Below are 17,898 nucleotides of genomic sequence, written 5' to 3'. Positions count from 1 at the left end.
CAAGGGCAAGCCGCGCGTTCGCGCGGGGCTGTGCCCCCTTGCGCCCCGGCGCCGTCTGGCCCCGATCGGCATCATGCGAGAGATGGCTCCGGGGAACAGCGGCTCGGGACCGAGGATGCAACCCATTGACGGCGCTGCCCCCGCGTGCGAGGCAATGAGGCCAGAGCCGGGACGCGGTGCAGATCGGAGCGCAGGGCGCATGAAGGTCATCATTTGCGGGGCGGGCCAGGTTGGCTGGCAGATCGCCCGCCATCTTGCCGGAGAGCGCAACGACGTCACGGTGGTGGACAACAATCCCGATCTCGTGCGCCGCGCCACCGACACGCTGGACGTGCAGGGGATCGCGGGCTTTGCATCCTACCCCGACGTGCTGGACAAGGCGGGCGCGCGCGACGCCGATATGGTGATTGCGGCCACCTATTCCGACGAGGTCAACATGGTCACCTGCCAGGTGGCGCATTCGGTCTTTGCGGTGCCGCGCAAGATCGCGCGGCTGCGGGCCGAAAGCTACCTGACGGCGATCTATTCCGACCTCTACCGGCGCGATCACATGCCCATCGACGTGGTCATTTCGCCTGAACGCGAGGTGGCCGACGCAGCCCTGCAGCGGCTGGCGGCACCTGCGGCCTTTGACACCGAGAGCTTTCTGGACGGCAAGACCCAGTTGATGGGGCTGACCATCGACGCGGGCTGTCCGATCGTGAACACGCCCTTGCGGCAGCTGACCGACCTGTTTTCCACGCTGCGCTCCGTGGTGGTGGGGGTCCGGCGCGAGGGGGTGCTGTTCGCGCCGGAATCCGGCGACCAGCTGTTCGAGGGGGACAGCTGTTACGTCATGGTGCATGCGGATGACGTGCAACGCACGATGGAGATCTTTGGCAAGTCCCTGCGCAAACAGGAACGCGTCGTGATCGTCGGCGGCGGCAATGTCGGCCTGTCCGTCGCGCGGCGGCTGGAGACCGGCAAGATCCGCGTGCGGGCCAAGATGATCGAGCGCAACCGCAAGAACGCCGAACGGGCCGCCGAAGAGCTGGAGCGCACCATCGTCCTGCATGGTGACGGGCTGGACGCGGCGCTCTTGGTCGAGGCCGGGGTGGCGCGGGCGGATGCGGCGCTCTGCGTGACCGATGACGACAAGGTCAACATGCTGGCCGCTGTACGGGCCAAGGCGGCCGGTTGCCCGATGGTGATCGCGCTGATCAACGACCCGACGCTGGTGCCCTTGATGGAACCGCTGGGGATCGACGCCTATATCAACCCGCGGTCGACCACCGTCAGCTCGATCCTGCGCCATATCCGGCACGGGCGTGTCAGCCAGGTCTATTCCATCGGCGATGCCGAGGCCGAGGTGATCGAGGCCGAGGTCCTGTCGACGTCGCCGATCTCCGGCAGCCGGATCCGCGAGATCGACTTTCCCGAAGGCGTCCTGGTGGGAGCGGTCCGCAAGGGGGACAAGGTGGTCAAGCCCACCGGCTCGCTCAGGATCGACGAGGGCGATCAGATCGTCATCTTTGCCCTCGCCGGCGATGTCCCGGAGGTCGAGCGCCTGTTGCAGGTCTCGATCGATTTCTTCTAGGCGCGGTCCGGTGAGGCAGATGGGGACCTTTGCCGTGACAGGCGTACAAGGGCGAGGCAACCGCCGATGAAGACCATCGCGCGTCTGCCTCTGTTCCTGCTTCTCACCGGGCTCGGTTCCTTCTCGATGCTGCTGCCGGCAGTCTTTGCCTATGTCATCGAAGAACACCACGACGCACGAACCTTTTTCTATGGCGCGCTGCTGGGGCTGATCCTGACCGCGCTGGTGGCGCTGGCCCTGGGCAACCGGCATCACAACCAGAGCGCGCTGCGCCAGCTCGTGGCGCTGGCGGCGGGGTTTGTCGTGCTGCCGCTGATTTTTGCGGTGCCCTTCCACGAGGCGGTGCGGACCACCGGCTTCGGCAATGCCTATTTCGAGATGGTGTCGAGCTTTACCACCACCGGGGCCACGATGTTCGACGCCGCGCGCCTGTCCGGGCCGGAACACCTGTGGCGGGCGCAGGTCGGCTGGATGGGCGGGCTGGTGATGTGGATCGCCGCTTCGGCGATCCTGGCACCGCTGGCGCTGGGGGGATTCGAGGTCACGGCCAGCGGTGAACCCGGGCAATCCATCGCCCAGGGCGCCATGAACACCGGGCCGACCAGCCCGGCGGAACGGCTGATGCGCAGCGCGCACGTCCTGTTCCCGGTCTATACGGGGCTGACTTTGGCGCTGACGGTGATGCTGCTGGTGGCGGGCGATCCGCCGCTGGTCGCGGTCAGCCATGCGATGTCGGTCATGGCGACCTCCGGGATCACGCCGCTAGCTGACCTGGGGGCCGCGCCCAGCGGCCTCGCGGGGGAGATGATTCTCTTCTGCTTTCTCTTTTTCGCCCTGTCGCGGCTGACCTTTTCCGCCGATACCCGCCAGGAACGGGGCCTGTTCTACGACCCAGAGTTCCGTCTTGGCGTCATGATCGTTGTGGCCGTGCCTTTGGCCATGTTCCTGCGCCACTGGGTCGCCTCTTTCGAGGTGGGAGAAGAACAGAACTGGATCGCGGGTCTGCGGGCGCTCTGGGGCGGGCTGTTCACGGCGGCCTCGTTCCTGACCACGACCGGGTTCATCAGCGGCGACTGGGATACGGCACAGGACTGGTCCGGGCTGCCGACGCCGGGGATCATCCTGATGGGGCTGGCGCTGGTGGGCGGCGGCGTGGCGACGACCGCCGGGGGCGTCAAGCTGCTGCGGGTCTACGCGCTCTATCTCAACGGCAAGCGCGAGATCGAGCGCCTGGTGCATCCGCATTCCGTGGGGCGGGCGGGCCCCCTGGGGCGCCGCATCCGGCGCGAAGGGGCCTTTATCGCCTGGGTTTTCTTCATGTTCTTCGCGCTGACTCTGGCGGCAATGACGCTTATCCTGGGGGCCTACGGGGTGGATTTCGAACGGGCTACGGTGCTGACCATTGCGACACTGTCGAACACCGGGCCACTGATCGAAACCGCCGCGGTGATCGACCTGGCGTCGATCCCCTGGGACGCGCAGTTGATCCTGTGCCTGGCGATGGTGCTGGGACGGCTTGAACTGCTGGCAATCATCGTGATGATCAGTCCAGAGGTCTGGCGCGAATAGTTGCGCAGGAACATCCCCCGGGCATCGGGCGCACGGATTCGGGGATTTTCGGCTGGAAACTCCCGCCGCAGCATACCATACTCTCCCAGACGAGGGCAGCCCGGCGCGCGGGCACGGCAAGAATAAAGGCAATTCAATGGCTTCTGATAGACAGAACCTGCAGGACGCGTTTCTAAACCACGTCCGCAAGACAAAGGTCCCTGTGACGGTCTTCCTGATCAACGGGGTCAAGCTGCAGGGTGTCATCACCTGGTTCGACAATTTCTGCGTCCTGCTGCGCCGTGACGGCCAGTCGCAGCTTGTCTACAAACATGCAATCTCGACCATCATGCCCAGCCAGCCGATCAACCTGTATGACGGCGAAGGGGACGCGTGAGAGAACACGCGCCGCCTGTGACCCGGGCGTGGGTCCTGCATCCTGACATCAAGAGCGACCCGGCACGCCGCGATGCCCAAATGGCCTTGGAAGAGGCCGTTTCGCTGGCACATGCCTTGCCGGGGCTTGAGGTCGTGGGATCGCAGATCGTGCCGTTGCGCGATCCGAATCCGGGTGCGCTGTTCGGCTCGGGCAAGATCGAGGAGTTGCGCGCCAAGCTGGAGGCCGAGGACATCGACCTGGTCCTGGTCGATGGCCCGGTGACGCCGGTGCAGCAGCGCAACCTCGAACGCGACTGGAAGGTCAAGCTGCTGGACCGGACCGGGTTGATCCTGGAGATCTTCTCGGATCGTGCGGCCACCCGCGAGGGTGTGTTGCAGGTCGAAATGGCGCACCTGAGCTACCAGCGCACGCGCCTGGTGCGCGCCTGGACCCACCTGGAACGCCAGCGGGGCGGGCTGGGATTCGTCGGCGGCCCCGGCGAAACCCAGATCGAGGCCGACCGCCGTGCCATCGACGAACAGCTGGTGCGCCTGCGACGGCAGCTCGACAAGGTCGTCAAGACGCGCGAGTTGCACCGAAAGGCGCGGGCCAAGGTGCCTTACCCGATTGTCGCGCTGGTGGGCTATACCAACGCGGGCAAGTCGACGCTGTTCAACCGGCTGACCGGCGCCGAGGTCATGGCCAAGGACATGCTTTTTGCGACGCTGGACCCGACGATGAGGGCGGTACGCCTGCCGACGGGCGCCGATGTGATCCTGTCGGACACGGTGGGGTTCATCAGCGATCTGCCGACGGAACTTGTGGCCGCTTTCCGGGCAACGCTGGAAGAGGTGCTTGCCGCGGATGTGGTCGTGCATGTGCGCGACATCTCCCACCCTGAGACCGAAGAGCAGGCCGAGGACGTGCGCGGCATTCTCGACAGCCTGGGCGTGGGCGAGGAAACCGCACAGATCGAACTGTGGAACAAGCTGGACCGGCTGGGGCCGGAAGAGCTGGAAACCGTGCGTATCCGCGCCGCACGCAACCCGGACGTCTTTGTCACCTCCGCCCTGACGGGCGAGGGGCTGGACGCGTTCCTTGAGGCGGTGACAGAGGCGCTTGGCGCCGAACGGGTCGAAGAGGACCTGGTGCTGGGCTTTGCCGAGGGCAAGCGCCGGGCCTGGCTGTTCGAAAAGGGCCTGGTCGAGGACGAGCGCCAGGAAGAGGACGGCTTTCACCTGCGCGTGCTCTGGTCCGCACTCGACAAGGCGCGGTTCGAGACGCTGGGCTGACCGGCTCCCGGTGGACATGCACCCCGTTTCATGCGATCCGGGGTGCATGTTGATCCATGTTCAGACATCCGGCGCCCTGCGCCGCATCCGAATTACGCTCCCGGCCTGAACCGCCGGGCCGGGTGAGCTGTCGTCTGAACGTCTATGGCGCGGGATGCGCCGCACAAGGATCACTGTCATGTCTTCTGAATTTCCGACCCTGCACATGATGTGCGGGAAGATCGCCGCTGGAAAATCAACCCTTGCGGCCCAACTGGCCCGCCCCGAGGGCACCGTTCTGATCACCGAGGATAGCTGGCTGGACGGGCTTTTCGCCGACCAGATGGCCACGCCGCGCGACTACCTGCGGTGCACGGGGAAACTGCGGGCGGTCATGGGGCCGCATGTTGCGGCGCTGCTGGATGCCGGGGTCTCCGTCGTGCTGGATTTCGCGGCCAATACCCTGGACCAGCGCGCCTGGATGCGCGGCATCCTGGAGGCGACGGGCGCCGCGCATGAACTGCACCTGTTGGCCCCGCCGGACGAGGTCTGCCTGGACCGGCTGCGCAGGCGCAATGCCTCGGGTGCACACCCCTTTGTCGTGACGGATGAGCAGTTCCACCAATTCTCCCGCCACTTCATGCCACCGGGGCCGGAGGAAGGGTTCTACGTGGTGCGGCACGACTCCTGACGGGGCCGGAGGTCCCGGGGCAGGCCCGGGACGGGGTCAGATCACGGCGCTGTCACGTTCCAGCAGGTCGCGGGCAATCTCCCAGCGCCGGCGTTGCCGTTTCGAGGGCGACACCGGCGTATTGGCCCAGAGGCTGATCGCGAAACAGCGTTGCAGGAACAGCCGGACCTCGGGTGCGGTGACATCGTCGCCATAGCCCTCGCGCAGCGCCGCCAGGACGGACTCGTCCCCGGTGAGCTCAAGCACGTCCAGGGCAAGGGAAAAGACGTCGCGCAGAGGTTCGTCCTCTTTCGCGTTTTCGAAGTCGATGCCCCAGACCGTGCCCTCGGCGCCGCTGACGAGGTTGGAGAGGGTCAGGTCGCGGTGGGTGATGGCCCGGGTGGCAGGCAGGCCACGGACCGTGGCGCGCGTCTCCTTGAGCGCGCGTGCGGCAGAGACCAGCCCCTTTGCGTCGATCGGAGTACGCTCACCGGCCTCGACCGCATCCACCAGCCGGGTCAGCCAGTTGACCTGTCCCTTGGGCAGGAATTTGCGATCACGCAGGCTCAGCCCGTGGTAGGCGGCCAGCCATTCCCCGGCGGAGCGCAGCAGCGGGCCGGGGGCCTCGGTTTCCAGCCGTTCACGAAAGTCGGGGCCGCCCGCGTCCTGCATGACCAGCGCGCCCTTGCCGAACCACAACACGCGCGGCACGCGATAAGGACCATGCGAGAGCACCGCCGCCAGTTCCGCCTGCCGCAGCGCCTGGCGCGAGGCCTTTGCCTCGGCCTTGCGCGGCCAGAGCTTGACCACCGCCGGGACACGTCCGCGCGACGGGCGGTAAACCCAGGTATCCGGACCGTCGCGGAGCACTTCCAGCCGCCCCGACCACTCCGGCCAGAGCTTTTTCAACACCTCGGTCGCGCGGGCCTCGCTCATGGTTTGACCAGCCGGGTGATCCCGACAGAGGCGGCGCGTGCCAGACCCACGTCCAGCGACATCGGGATGTATTCGCCGCGCCGCCAGAGTTGGCCAAGGTCGTCGTAGTGGCGCGACAGCGGGTGGCCCGACTGGCCTGTGGCAGAGACAAAGACCGAACTGTCGGGATCGGCGAAATCGTAGACGCCGCGATAGCCTGCGCCATGCACATTGGCGAAAGGATCGGGATCGCGCCCCGAGGTCACGCCCCGTTGAAGCGTGTGATCACCGCCCGAGGTCGTCTGGCGGATGTTCACGAAGTACCGCAGGATGGGCACCTGGCCCAGAACCGGGTGTTCGTGCGTCGCCAGGTGTTCGTCCCCCCAGCGCAGCGATTCCAGCGCCTTGCCGGAATGTTCCTCGATCCAGATCAGCGCGTCGTCCAATGCCAGCCGTGCGATGTCGGTGCAGCTTTCCACTGCCGCTGACCGGATCACGTCGCACCAGGCGCTGGCCCCGTCCACATCGCGAAAGACGCGCTCGATGAACAGTGGCTCGACGTGGTCGAACTCTTCGGCAAGCGGGCCCAGATCGTCGCGGATCAGGCGGGCCTGCAACGCGCGGAGCCAGGCAGAATAGAGCAACGGCTCGGGCATGTGCTCGTTCATCTCGCCGTTCCAGTTGGCCAGCAGATCCAGCGCGCGCTGGCGGCGGCGTTCCGGCGTGCCCTCGGGCGCGGCCTCGGAGGTGTACCACAGGTCCCGCCCGATCAGCGGCAGCAAGGTGCGCGCGGCAGGCGACACCGTGTCCAGCTGGGCCTCGACGAAACTGTCGCGGGTGTGGACCTTGCGGCCCTGCATCATGGTCTGCCAGCGCTGCACGCGCTGGCTGTCGCCCCAGTTATAGCTGACGTGGTCAGGGAAGGCGCGGTCCACCAGCTTGTTGTTGGTATTGCCGACGATGCCGCCCTCGGGGGCGAGGAACTCGGGGTTGGCCGAAAAGGGAAAGATCCCCTGCCAGCGGTTCGCCGCGATCCACCCGCGCGAGGGCAGGCGGCCCAGGCTTTCATGCGCGGGGTCGCGGCGCGGCATGGCGCCGACCAGCTTCAACGCCACGGTATCCGCGTCGATCAGGGTCAGGTTCTGCGAGGGCGCGACATAGAGGCGGGACGCTTCCATCGCCTCTTCGACCGATTGCGACATCATCAGCCCGATGGCGGCGGAGGCCGAGGTGTCCTGGTGGCTGAGCGCGGTCCAGGCCAGCGAGACCAGGTGCCCCGGCGGCGTGATCTTGTCCAGGTTGAATTGCGAGGCGGGCAGGATCGGGCCGTTGTCCGTCCACAGCAGGTTCAGCGTGACCGGCGCCTCACCCTTGATGCGGATGATGGATTGGCGGGTTTCGAAGGGTTTGAAGCCGTCGGGCGTGCGATACTCGCCCTGGGCGTCCGGGTTCAGCTCTTCAAAGTACAAGTCCTGATCGTCGAGGTAGGACGAGGTGATGCCCCAGGCCAGTTGCTCGGACCGGCCCACCATCAGGGCCGGAATGCCGGGGATCGAGGCGCCGATCACGCCGCCGGATTTCAACTGCATCCGGGCAAGATACCAGAAGGTCGGCGCGGTAAAGCCAAGGTGCGGGTCATTGGCCAGCAGCGTCCCGCCCGAGGCCGAGCGTTCCGGCGCGGCGGCCCAGACGTTGGACGCGCCCGCCAGCCCGCGCCGCGGCACCGGCCACAGGAAATCCCCCCCCACCGGCGCGGCACTGGCCTGGCGCGTGCCGCTGCCCTGCGGCAGTTGCGCGACACGGGGCAGGGCGGCGACACCGCTGCCGGGCATGTCGGGCAGGATGTCGGACAGGCGTTGTTCATCCCCCAACAGCAGGGAGGTCCGGGCGCGCAGCACCTCGTCCCCGATCTGGCCCGACAGTTGCAGCGCCATCAGCTTGATCACCGCCAGCGAATCCGCCGGTTGCCAGGGCGCGATTTCCGCCTCGAAGAGAAAGAACTCGGGCGCGCCGCGTCCCAGGCTGTTGGCGTTGATCTCGGCGATGCGCGCGTTGATGCCGGCGGAATAAGCTTCCAGCGCGTCCAGCGTGCGCGCGTCCTGATGCTCGACCGAGGCCTTGGCGGCGGTGTAGATGTCCAGCCGGCGCAAGAGCGTGTCGGTGCGCAGGGTGCGGCGGCCAAAGAGTTCCGACAGGCGGCCCTGCGCGGTGCGGCGCATCATCATCAGCTGCCACAGCCGGTCCTGCGCGTGCACGTAGCCCAGCCCGAAGAATGCGTCGCGGTCCGACAGGGCCATGATATGCGGAACGGCGGAATTGTCGCGCACGATCTCGATATCGGCGGTGATCCCGGCCACGGGCAGGGTCTTGTCGTAGTCGGGCAGCGAGCGGGACCCGAGGTAGTAGGCAAGTGCCACGCCGATGACGATCAGGGCGACGGCCAGGCTGGCCAGCCGCAACAGCCATCGGAACACAACCGCCATTTCGTTCTCCGTCCATATGGGCTAGGTCAGATCGCACCGGGATTAACTTGCCAGCCCGGGCTTGCCAAGGGCAGGCTGGCTGACGCGACGAGGGGAGAACAAGATGGCGAAAACGGCGTTTCTGGGCCTTGGGGTGATGGGCTATCCGATGGCGGGCCACATGGCCAAGGCCGGGCACGAGGTCACGGTTTACAACCGGACCGCCGCCAAGGCCGACAAATGGGTGGCCGAATACGGCGGCGCAGCGGCGGCAACCCCGCGCGAGGCGGCGCAGGGCGCGGATTTCGTCATGGCCTGTGTCGGCAACGACGATGACCTGCGCGGGATCTGCACCGGCGAAGACGGTGCCTTTGCCGGCATGTCCTCGGGCGCGACCTTTGTCGATCACACTACCGTGTCCCAGCAGGTGACGCTGGAACTGGCCGAACAGGCGGCGGAGCGCGGGTTGGGATTCGTCGATGCGCCGGTGTCCGGCGGGCAGGCGGGGGCCGAGAACGGCCAGCTTGTCATCATGTGCGGCGGCGATCAGTCGAACTACGACGCGGCAGAGCCGATCATGCAATCCTATGCCAAGCTGTGCAAACGCCTGGGCGACAGCGGCGCCGGGCAATTGTGCAAGATGGTCAACCAGATCTGTATCGCGGGTCTCGTGCAGGGCCTGTCCGAAGGGCTGCACTTTGCCGAGAAGGCGGGGCTGGACGGTGCCGCGGTGGTCGATGTGATCGGCGGCGGGGCTGCTGGGTCCTGGCAGATGGTCAATCGCTACCAGACGATGATCGCCGACGAGTTCGAGCACGGGTTCGCCGTCGACTGGATGCGCAAGGACCTGGATATCTGCCTGCGCACCGCAAATGAAAACGGCGCCTCGCTGCCGGTGACAGCGCTGGTCGACCAGTTCTACAAGGACGTGCAGAAACTGGGCGGCGGGCGCTGGGACACGTCCTCGCTGATCAAGCGCCTGCGGGCGATGGGGTAAGGCCGATGGCTTTTGCCGGGGACCTGGCGCTGCGCCGGGCCCCCGGCTGATCGGAGCGGATGCCCTACCGACCCAGATCCAGTGCCCTTCTGATGCTCGGGGCCGGAGCGGCGCTGCTGGCGGTCGGAGTGCTGACAGCCGGTTTCTACCGGAGCCACGTGGATTCGACCCGGCTGCGCGAGGCCGAGCTTCGCCTGTCCGACCTGTCGCAGGAGCTGTTGGGCGCCATCGGCTTCGATGGCATGATCCATGACTTCAAGAATTGCGTTCTGCGCGGTGCCACCGAGCCTGCATATTGCGACAAGGCCGAGGTCGAGGCTCGCCGCGCGCTGGCGGTATTGGATCGCATGGACGAGGTGGCCGAGGCGAACGGGCTGGTCCTGGACCTGGCCGCTGTCCGGGCGTCGGCGGCGGATTACGGCGCCCGGGTGGACCGGGTGCGCGCGGCGCATGACCGGGGCCTGAGCGCTGGCCAGATCGATGTCCTGGTGCGCTATGACGATGAACCGGCGGTCGAAGGCCTGCGCGCCACGCTGGACCTTGCGCGGCAAACCCTGGACGACCGTTTGACCGCGCTGCAGCGTGACTACGCCGCGATGACCCTTGTCGGAGTGCTGTTTCCGCTGGTGCTTTCGGTCTGGTTCCTGCTGGCCGCCCGTCGCGATTTCCGGGCCGCGATGGAACGGCAGGCCCAGCTGGATGCCATCTTTGCCGCGTTGACGGGCGGACTGGTGGGATTCGACGAGGCCGGGCAGATCGTTCTGATCAACCCCACGGCGCGCCGGTTCCTGCATGTCGGCGATCGCGCGGTGCCATTTGACTGGCCGGAACATGTCAGCCTGCCGTCCGGCCCGGAGGGGGATGAACCGCCCCTGGATCCCGTCACATGGGCGATGTCCGCCGGGTCCAACGGTGAAGAAGTCCGGCAGCTTCGTATCGCGATCGGGCAGGAACCGGATCGTTACATGCGGCTTGGCAGTGCCCGGATCAACCTGCCGGGCACCCGGTTGAGCGCGCTGCTCTACATGCAGGACGTGACCCTGGAAGAACGCAACCGGCAGGTGATCGAACGTGACAGCCGGTTGGATGCGCTGGGGCAGCTGTCAGGCGGAATTGCGCATGATTTCAACAACCTTTTGGCCACTCTTCTGTTTTCGATGGAACTTGCTTTGCAAGAAGAACAATCCGAACGCGCCGCATCGCTGCTGCGTCGCGCACGAGAGGCGGTCTGGTCCGGTCGCGGCCTGACGGACCGGTTGTTGGCCTTTGCCCGGCAACAACCCGGCCGGGTCGAGGTCTGTGCCGTCGACGGTGTACTGGAAGATATTGAGATCCTGTCGCGTGCGGCCCTCAGCGGTGAGGTCGCGCTGAAACTTTTGCCCGAAGAACCGCAGCTGCAGGTACGATGCGATCCGGGGCAATTGCAGAATGCCTTGCTGAACCTTGTCCTGAACGCGCGGGACGCGATCCGGGGGGCGGTCAGGGCCGGGACCATCACGCTTGGCGCGCGGGCGGTTGGCGATGATCTTGTCGAACTGTCGGTCGGCGACGATGGCGAAGGCATGTCGGACGAGGTGCGCCGCCGCGCGGCTGACCCGTTCTTTACCACCCGCCGCGGCCACGGCGGCACCGGGCTGGGGCTGGCGATGGTCTATGGTTTTGTCCAGCAGTCCGGCGGGGACATGCGGATCTACTCGGTCCCGGGGCAGGGGACGACCGTGCGGCTGACGCTGCCGCGTGTCGCCGGAACCCCGGGTCTGACAGTGGCGGACAGCTGGGCCGACATACCTGCCGGGGCGGGAGAGACGGTGTTGCTGGTCGAGGATGAGCCGGATCTGCTTGATCTCACCCGGGGACTGCTGCAGCGGTTGGGGTACGAGGTCGTCACGGCGCCCACGGCGCAGGCGGCCTGGGCGCTGATCGAAGCCGGGCAGGCCTATGACCTGCTGTTGACCGATGTCTTCATGCCCGGGGGCCTGTCCGGGCTGGACCTCGCGGAACGCGTCGCCGCGCGTGACCCGGCGCGCCCCGTGATCCTGATGTCGGGGTTTGCCCTGCATCCGGACGTGGGCGCGGCCGGTCCCCGGTTCCGCCACCTGCAGAAACCCTGCACGCCGCTTGTGCTGGCCCGGACCCTGCGCGAGGCCCTTGAAACGCGCTGAGAGCGGGACGAGGGGCCACGCGCGTCGCAATCGCTATTGTCATTCCCATCCTGCTGGCCTTATGTTAGCGGTCAGGTTGCGCGCAGATCATGCCGCGCCGAAGATTTCGCTGACCGTGGACCCTGACATACCGGACCCGGCCAGACCGATCGGGCCGCAAGGCCATAGTCCCTGCCCGGACCGCCACAAGCGACGGGCGCAATGAATGGGCGCCGTCCCGGCCCAATGCCGCAGACGCGCGTCGGAGAAGAACCGCGATGAAGCGCGCGACTGACATGAGGCATGAGGCAGGGACATCGGTTTCCCGCCATGCCATCGCGCACCATCTCGCCCAGACAAGACACGCTTCAACCGCCGCGCGCCCCCCGGGGCCGGCGGTGCGTTGGGTGTGCAAACGGATAACATGGCAAAGAAAATGCTCATCGACGCCACCCACGCGGAAGAGACCCGCGTCGTGGTGGTGGACGGAAACAAGGTCGAGGAATTCGACTTCGAGTCCGAGAACAAGCGGCAGCTCGCCGGCAACATCTATCTAGCCAAGGTCACACGGGTCGAACCCTCGCTGCAGGCGGCGTTCGTCGATTACGGCGGCAACCGTCACGGCTTCCTGGCCTTCTCGGAAATCCACCCCGACTACTACCAGATCCCCATCGCCGACCGTCAGGCGCTGATGGAGGAAGAGGAAGAGGCCGCGCGCGCCGCTGCCGAGGAAGAGGAAAAGCCCAAGAAGTCCCGCTCGCGCTCGCGCAAGCGGTCCACGAAGGCATCCGACAAGACGGACAAGGCGGAGAAGGCCGACAAGCAGGCCGAGACCGCCAAGGAAACCAAGCCGCGCGAACCCAGCGGCATGGAAACCATCGACCTCGACGACGACCTGGAAACCGGCGAGCCGGGCGAGGGCCTGTCGCCGATGGAAACCGTGCACGAGACCCCGGTTGAAGAGCCGGAGGCCGCTGATCCCGCCCCTCAGGAAACCCCGGTCGAAACCGATCCGGCGCCGGAACCCGCGCCCGTCGAAACGCCTGTGCAGCCTGAGCCCCAGGCCGACCCGGCCCCGGCCGAAGTGCCCGCTCCTGCCGAGGCGCCCGAGGTGCCCGGTTCCGAAACCGCGGCGGACCCCGCCCCGGCGACCGAGGCCTTGACGCCTCTGGACACCGAGGCCGCCGCCGAACCGGCGCCGACCCCGGACGACGAGGACACCGCCGAAGCGGCAGAGCCCGAGGACGCACCCGAGAGCGAAACGCCGCCGCGCCCCATCGCAGAAGGCACCAAGGACGAGGCCGCCGTCGTCTCGCAAGAGCCGGACACCGGCGATGATACCGTAACGCCTGAAGAAACTGCGGAAGAGACCCCGGTCGAGGCGCCCGACGCGTCAGAGCCGGTGGCCGAGGTTGTCGCAGAGGCCGATCCTGCCCCCGTGGCGGAGGACAGTGCCGAGGACGACCTCGCGCCCGAGGCGTCGGACGATGACGACGAAGAAGACGAAGACGACAAGGACGATGCCGCGGCGCGCGATGCCTCGATCGAGTCCGTGGCCGACGACGACACCGAAGAGGACATCCGCCCGGTCCGCAAGCCGCGCCCGCGCCGCTACAAGATCCAGGAGGTCATCAAGGTCCGCCAGATCATGCTGGTGCAGGTCGTCAAGGAAGAGCGTGGCAACAAGGGCGCTGCGCTGACCACCTACCTGTCCCTGGCGGGCCGCTATTGCGTGCTCATGCCCAACACGGCACGTGGCGGTGGCATCAGCCGCAAGATCACCAATGCGACCGACCGTTCCAAGCTCAAGGAAATCGCGCAGTCGATCGACGTGCCCAAGGGTGCGGGCCTGATCATCCGGACGGCAGGCGCCAAGCGCACCAAGACCGAGATCAAGCGCGACTACGAGTACCTGCAGCGTTTGTGGGAGCAGATCCGCGAACTGACGCTGAAGAGCATCGCGCCGGCCAAGATCTACGAGGAAGGCGACCTGATCAAACGGTCGATCCGCGATCTCTATTCGCGCGAAATCGATGAAGTCCTTGTGGAAGGCGAACGGGGATACCGGGTCGCGAAGGACTTCATGAAGATGATCATGCCGTCCCACGCCAAGAACGTGAAACACTACAACGAACAGATGCCGCTTTTCGCGCGCTACCAGGTGGAAAGCTACCTGGGCGGGATGTTCAACCCGACCGTGCAGCTGAAATCCGGTGGTTACATCGTGATCGGCGTAACCGAGGCGCTGGTGGCTATCGACGTGAACTCGGGCCGCGCCACCAAGGAAGGCTCGATCGAGGAGACCGCGACCAAGACCAACCTGGAGGCTGCCGAGGAGGTGGCGCGCCAGTTGCGTCTGCGCGATCTCGCGGGTCTGATCGTCATCGACTTCATCGACATGGACGAGCGCAAGAACAACGCCGCCGTCGAGAAGAAATTGAAGGACAAGCTCAAGACCGACCGCGCCCGCATCCAGGTGGGCCGCATCTCGGGCTTTGGCCTGTTGGAAATGTCGCGCCAACGCCTGCGCCCCGGCATGATCGAGGCGACGACGCAGCCCTGCGCCGCCTGCCACGGCACCGGCCTGATCCGCTCGGACGACAACATGGCGCTGCAGATCCTGCGCCAGATCGAGGAAGAAGGCGTGCGCCGCCGTTCGCGCGAGGTGCTGGTGAAATGCCCCATCGGCATCGCCAACTACCTGATGAACCAGAAGCGCGAACATGTCGCCATGATCGAGGCGCGCTACGGCATGTCCGTGCGCATCGAGGGTGACCCGCATCTGGTGGCGCCCGACTTCTCGATGGAGAAGTTCAAGACCGCGACCCGCGTCGTGCCCGAGGCCACCGCACCCGTTGTGTCTGTCGACACGTCGTTGATGGATCAGGTCGACGAGGACACCGAGGCCGAGCAGGAAGAAGAGGAAGAGGCGCCCCAGGCCGAAAAGCCGGAGACCCCCTCTGACGACAATGGTGACGAGGGCAAGCCCAAGAAGCGCCGTCGCCGCCGCCGCCGCAAGTCGAAGTCCAAGGACAACGGTGAGGGATCGGAGTCCGGCGCAGAGGGCAGCACCGACAAGGACGACTCGGCCAAGGAGGCCGAGAAGCCGGTCGAGGCTGCCGAGGCTGCGGATGAAGCCAAGACCTCCGAGGCGGCTGAGGCGGATGCGCCCAAGGCAGACGAGGGTGAGGATACGGCCAAGCCCAAGCGGACTCGCACCCGGTCGCGCCGCACGCGCAGCAAACCCGCCGATGCCCAGACCGAGACGGACGAGGTGGAGGTGGCAGTAGCCGAGACCGCCGAGGCCAAGCCCGAAGCGACACCGGAGCCGACACCGAAAGCCACCGAGGCGCCCGCCGCCGAAGTGGCGGAGCCAGTCGCCGAGGCGGCGCCTGTCGCAGAGACAGCGGAAGCGCCCGAACCCGAGGTGAGCGAAGCCTCGGCCGAGCCCGCAGCGGAAACGACCGAGGACAAGCCCAAGCGCGCGCGCACGCGTCGCAAGGCCTCTGACGTGATTGCTGCCGTGGTTGGCACCCCGGTCGCGGAAACCGCCGTGGAACCGGCCTCGGCACCCGAGGAAACGACCGAAGACGCATCGGAAGAGGCTCAGCCAGAGGCCGCCGCAGCGCCTGCGGAACCTGTGGCCGAAGAGGCACCGGAACCGGTGACGGAAACCGCCGAGGCTGAGGACAAGCCCAAGCGGCGCGGTTGGTGGTCCCTGGGCCGCTGATCCGATAATGAAACAAGAAAAAGGCCCCGCCGAACCGGCGGGGCCTTTTTCGTTTTCCCGGAGGCCGTGGCTTACGCGGTCAGGCGAGTCGCCTCAATCGTGCGATCCAGCCGATCGCGAATCTCGGCGGGCAGCAGGCGGCGCGAAGAGACGCGGGGCCGGTTCATTTCGGGAATGATCCGCTCCGCCCCGTAGAGGTCCAGATATTCCTGGAAATTGTCGAACTGGCTGCGGGCGACCGCGTCCACGAATGTTTCGGCCGGGGCCCCGTTGGCCAGGATCACGTCATGGGCGGCGGTTTCGATATGGAAATAGGTCACGCGTTCGGGGAGCTGAGACATGGGAACAAAGGCGATGCTGTCGCCGTTCACAAGGGCAGCCGCGTTCACGACAAGTCCGTCCACGATCAGGCCGTGATCTGCCGTAACAATCAGATCGCTGTGGGGCAAGCCATTGCCCAATGCCCCGGCACGAACGCAAACGGCCTGCAGGGCGTTGCCCGCCACCGCGTTCAACCGTGTCACGACGCCGATCCAGATCACCTGTGTTGCGCCGCCCTCATCCGTGGCGACAAGATCGCCGGACCGCAACCGCTCGACTGCAACCTCTCCTCCCGGTGTTGCGATCAGCGTACCGGGGGCAAAGCAGGCGCCGGTGAAGGTCGCGCCATTGTCAGTGTAGGTGGCCGGTGGGCCAGCAGGGACCTCGTCCATGAAGACGACGTCGTAGGTCGGATCGGAGTCCCAGTTGAACACCGGCCAGACCTTGCCGTTCACGACCGCCGTACCGACGTAGGTATAGCCACTTGAGAACGCATTGACACTGTCGCCGATCTCGAAACTGGTGTCGGCTTCACCATCCGTCAAAACCTCGTTGAACGGCCCCTGGACCGCGGCGCCTGCCAGCGCGCCGTTCTCATAGGTGACGGAGTAGGTGGCCGTGAAGCTGCCCATGATCGTATCCTTTTTCACAAACTGAAGGGGCGCCGCCGCAGGCGGACAGCCAAATTGTGACGCCACTATACAGCTTTGGTCCCAGTCACCAAGCCTTACGACCGAGGCTGGGCAAATCGGCCCGGCGCCGGGACATGTCAGCCGTCATCCCTTGCGGATGCGCCAGGTGATTGCGCCGTCCGCTTCCTCGTGGCCTTCCAGCACATGCCCGGCCTCGACGCAGAAATGCGGCACGTCCACCACCGCTGCCGGGTCGTCCGTCATCAGCAGCAGAAGCTCGCCCGGGGCGATGCCCTGCAGGCGCTTGCGGGCCTTCAGGACGGGCAGGGGGCAAAGCAGGCCGAGGGCGTCGAGTTCATGCGTCATGCGCCTGATCTAGCCGCTTGTCCCGGCAAAGAAAAGCGCTCTCGCGCCATGCCGGAGATGTGACAGAGAGGTCAGGTGACGCCGCCGCGCCAATAGCCTATGTCGGACCCATGTTCGGAATCGAGATCATCGACGCATCGCTTTTGCCCGCCATGTTCGTGGCGCTTCTGGCCGGGGTCATTTCCTTTCTCAGCCCCTGCGTGCTGCCCGTGGTGCCGCCTTACCTTGCCTATATGAGCGGGGTGTCCCTGACGGATCTGGGCGACCGCGCGGGGGCGACACGGAACAAGGCGCTGATGCCGGCGCTGTTCTTCGTGCTGGGCCTGTCGACGGTCTTTCTGCTGATGGGATTTGCCGCCTCGGCGGTGGGCGCGGCCTTTTTGCAGTACCAGGACTGGTTCAACACCGCCGCGGGCATCACCGTCATGGTCTTTGGTGCGCATTTCGTGGGTGTCTACCGGATCGGCTTTCTCGACCGCGAGGCGCGGCTGGACGCGGGCGACCGGGGCGGTTCGGCCTTTGGCGCCTATATCCTGGGCCTGGCCTTCGCTTTTGGCTGGACCCCCTGCATCGGTCCGCAACTGGGCGCGATCCTGAGCCTTGCCGCCTCCGAGGCCTCGGTTACGCGCGGCACGGTCTTGCTGGGGGTCTACGCGGCGGGACTGGGCATTCCCTTTCTGCTGGTCGCGGCCTTCCTGCCCCGGCTTGGCGGCCTCATGGGCTGGATGAAACGGCACATGGAACAGATCGAGCGGGCGATGGGCCTGCTTCTGTGGACCATCGGGCTCTTGATGCTGACGGGCGGCTTCTCGTCGCTGTCCTTCTGGCTGCTGGAAACCTTCCCGGCGCTGGCGACCCTGGGCTGAGGCTGCTGCCTTACTCTCGCCGAA

13 protein-coding genes are annotated in these 17,898 nt (G+C 66.4%); 9 read left to right on the top strand and 4 right to left on the bottom strand.

The annotated features are described in order from the left end of the window. Positions 1-199: 199 nt before the first annotated feature. The 5 genes from trkA (at position 200) to G9Q80_RS09860 (ending at position 5,465) form a co-directional block, all read left to right on the top strand. Positions 200-1,576 (top strand): Trk system potassium transporter TrkA, encoded by a 1,377-nt coding sequence (gene trkA / locus G9Q80_RS09880; protein ID WP_074620357.1) that lies wholly within the window; start codon positions 200-202, stop codon positions 1,574-1,576. A gap of 66 nt (positions 1,577-1,642) precedes the next feature. Further along, positions 1,643-3,145 carry a TrkH family potassium uptake protein gene (locus G9Q80_RS09875; RefSeq protein ID WP_088715002.1) on the top strand — a complete coding sequence of 501 codons (1,503 nt, stop codon included), beginning with the start codon at positions 1,643-1,645 and terminating at the stop codon, positions 3,143-3,145. A gap of 136 nt (positions 3,146-3,281) precedes the next feature. Continuing rightward, a complete protein-coding gene (hfq, locus tag G9Q80_RS09870; RefSeq protein WP_023849333.1) occupies positions 3,282-3,521 on the top strand; it encodes an RNA chaperone Hfq in 240 nt (79 codons plus the stop codon). A 17-nt stretch (positions 3,522-3,538) separates the two neighbouring features. Continuing rightward, the gene (gene hflX / locus G9Q80_RS09865; RefSeq protein WP_184757092.1) at positions 3,539-4,795 is read left to right on the top strand and encodes a GTPase HflX; all 1,257 of its coding nucleotides are present in this window, start codon (positions 3,539-3,541) and stop codon (positions 4,793-4,795) included. Positions 4,796-4,973: 178 nt separating this feature from the next. Continuing rightward, the gene (locus tag G9Q80_RS09860) at positions 4,974-5,465 is read left to right on the top strand and encodes a P-loop nucleotide/nucleoside kinase family protein (RefSeq protein WP_088715000.1); all 492 of its coding nucleotides are present in this window, start codon (positions 4,974-4,976) and stop codon (positions 5,463-5,465) included. Between the two features lie 36 nt (positions 5,466-5,501). Here G9Q80_RS09860 and G9Q80_RS09855 read toward each other — a convergent pair whose 3' ends face one another. Together G9Q80_RS09855 and G9Q80_RS09850 are read right to left on the bottom strand one after the other, a co-directional pair. Beyond that, positions 5,502-6,380: an aminoglycoside phosphotransferase family protein gene (locus tag G9Q80_RS09855; protein ID WP_088714999.1), complete on the bottom strand. Its 879-nt coding sequence runs from the start codon at positions 6,378-6,380 to the stop codon at positions 5,502-5,504. Next, positions 6,377-8,842, bottom strand: a complete 2,466-nt coding sequence (locus G9Q80_RS09850; RefSeq protein ID WP_088714998.1) for a penicillin acylase family protein — start codon at positions 8,840-8,842, stop codon at positions 6,377-6,379. Before G9Q80_RS09850 ends, G9Q80_RS09855 begins: the two co-directional genes overlap by 4 nt. Positions 8,843-8,945: 103 nt before the next feature. On the opposite strand from G9Q80_RS09850, the gene G9Q80_RS09845 reads away from it, so the two are divergent. The 3 genes from G9Q80_RS09845 to G9Q80_RS09835 all read left to right on the top strand — a co-directional run bounded on the left by G9Q80_RS09845 (position 8,946) and on the right by G9Q80_RS09835 (position 15,689). Further along, the gene (locus G9Q80_RS09845; RefSeq protein ID WP_069211513.1) at positions 8,946-9,818 is read left to right on the top strand and encodes an NAD(P)-dependent oxidoreductase; all 873 of its coding nucleotides are present in this window, start codon (positions 8,946-8,948) and stop codon (positions 9,816-9,818) included. A gap of 92 nt (positions 9,819-9,910) precedes the next feature. Next, entirely contained in the window at positions 9,911-11,980 is a 2,070-nt protein-coding gene (locus G9Q80_RS09840) for an ATP-binding protein (protein ID WP_168246452.1), read from the top strand. 403 nt (positions 11,981-12,383) lie between these two features. Continuing rightward, positions 12,384-15,689 (top strand): ribonuclease E/G, encoded by a 3,306-nt coding sequence (locus G9Q80_RS09835; RefSeq protein ID WP_088714996.1) that lies wholly within the window; start codon positions 12,384-12,386, stop codon positions 15,687-15,689. Positions 15,690-15,760: 71 nt separating this feature from the next. Here the strand turns inward: G9Q80_RS09835 and G9Q80_RS09830 are convergent, their stop codons facing one another. Then, a complete protein-coding gene (locus G9Q80_RS09830) occupies positions 15,761-16,642 on the bottom strand; it encodes a Hint domain-containing protein (protein WP_088714995.1) in 882 nt (293 codons plus the stop codon). Between the two features lie 144 nt (positions 16,643-16,786). Further along, positions 16,787-17,008 (bottom strand): sulfurtransferase TusA family protein, encoded by a 222-nt coding sequence (locus G9Q80_RS09825; protein WP_043139736.1) that lies wholly within the window; start codon positions 17,006-17,008, stop codon positions 16,787-16,789. Between the two features lie 110 nt (positions 17,009-17,118). Here G9Q80_RS09825 and G9Q80_RS09820 point away from each other — a divergent pair, with 110 nt between their 5' ends. After that, the gene (locus G9Q80_RS09820) at positions 17,119-17,874 is read left to right on the top strand and encodes a cytochrome c biogenesis CcdA family protein (protein ID WP_069211508.1); all 756 of its coding nucleotides are present in this window, start codon (positions 17,119-17,121) and stop codon (positions 17,872-17,874) included. The last annotated feature ends 24 nt before the right edge of the window (positions 17,875-17,898 follow it).

The sequence above is a fragment of the Mameliella sp. LZ-28 genome, from assembly GCF_012274245.1.
Taxonomy (GTDB): Bacteria; Pseudomonadota; Alphaproteobacteria; order Rhodobacterales; family Rhodobacteraceae; genus Antarctobacter; species Antarctobacter albus.
Note: the sequence above shows the minus strand (reverse complement) of the source record. Positions and strands in the feature narration are given on the sequence as shown.

What these genes read in the sequence shown, in the direction of transcription:
- trkA (WP_074620357.1), top strand. Translation starts at nt 200, where the DNA reads ATGAAGGTCATCATTTGCGGGGCGGGCCAGGTTGGCTGGCAGATCGCC.
- G9Q80_RS09875 (WP_088715002.1), top strand. Translation starts at nt 1,643, where the DNA reads ATGAAGACCATCGCGCGTCTGCCTCTGTTCCTGCTTCTCACCGGGCTC.
- hfq (WP_023849333.1), top strand. Translation starts at nt 3,282, where the DNA reads ATGGCTTCTGATAGACAGAACCTGCAGGACGCGTTTCTAAACCACGTC.
- G9Q80_RS09860 (WP_088715000.1), top strand. Translation starts at nt 4,974, where the DNA reads ATGTCTTCTGAATTTCCGACCCTGCACATGATGTGCGGGAAGATCGCC.
- G9Q80_RS09855 (WP_088714999.1), bottom strand. Translation starts at nt 6,380, where the DNA reads ATGAGCGAGGCCCGCGCGACCGAGGTGTTGAAAAAGCTCTGGCCGGAG.
- G9Q80_RS09850 (WP_088714998.1), bottom strand. Translation starts at nt 8,842, where the DNA reads ATGGCGGTTGTGTTCCGATGGCTGTTGCGGCTGGCCAGCCTGGCCGTC.
- G9Q80_RS09845 (WP_069211513.1), top strand. Translation starts at nt 8,946, where the DNA reads ATGGCGAAAACGGCGTTTCTGGGCCTTGGGGTGATGGGCTATCCGATG.
- G9Q80_RS09840 (WP_168246452.1), top strand. Translation starts at nt 9,911, where the DNA reads ATGCTCGGGGCCGGAGCGGCGCTGCTGGCGGTCGGAGTGCTGACAGCC.
- G9Q80_RS09835 (WP_088714996.1), top strand. Translation starts at nt 12,384, where the DNA reads ATGGCAAAGAAAATGCTCATCGACGCCACCCACGCGGAAGAGACCCGC.
- G9Q80_RS09830 (WP_088714995.1), bottom strand. Translation starts at nt 16,642, where the DNA reads ATGGGCAGCTTCACGGCCACCTACTCCGTCACCTATGAGAACGGCGCG.
- G9Q80_RS09825 (WP_043139736.1), bottom strand. Translation starts at nt 17,008, where the DNA reads ATGACGCATGAACTCGACGCCCTCGGCCTGCTTTGCCCCCTGCCCGTC.
- G9Q80_RS09820 (WP_069211508.1), top strand. Translation starts at nt 17,119, where the DNA reads ATGTTCGGAATCGAGATCATCGACGCATCGCTTTTGCCCGCCATGTTC.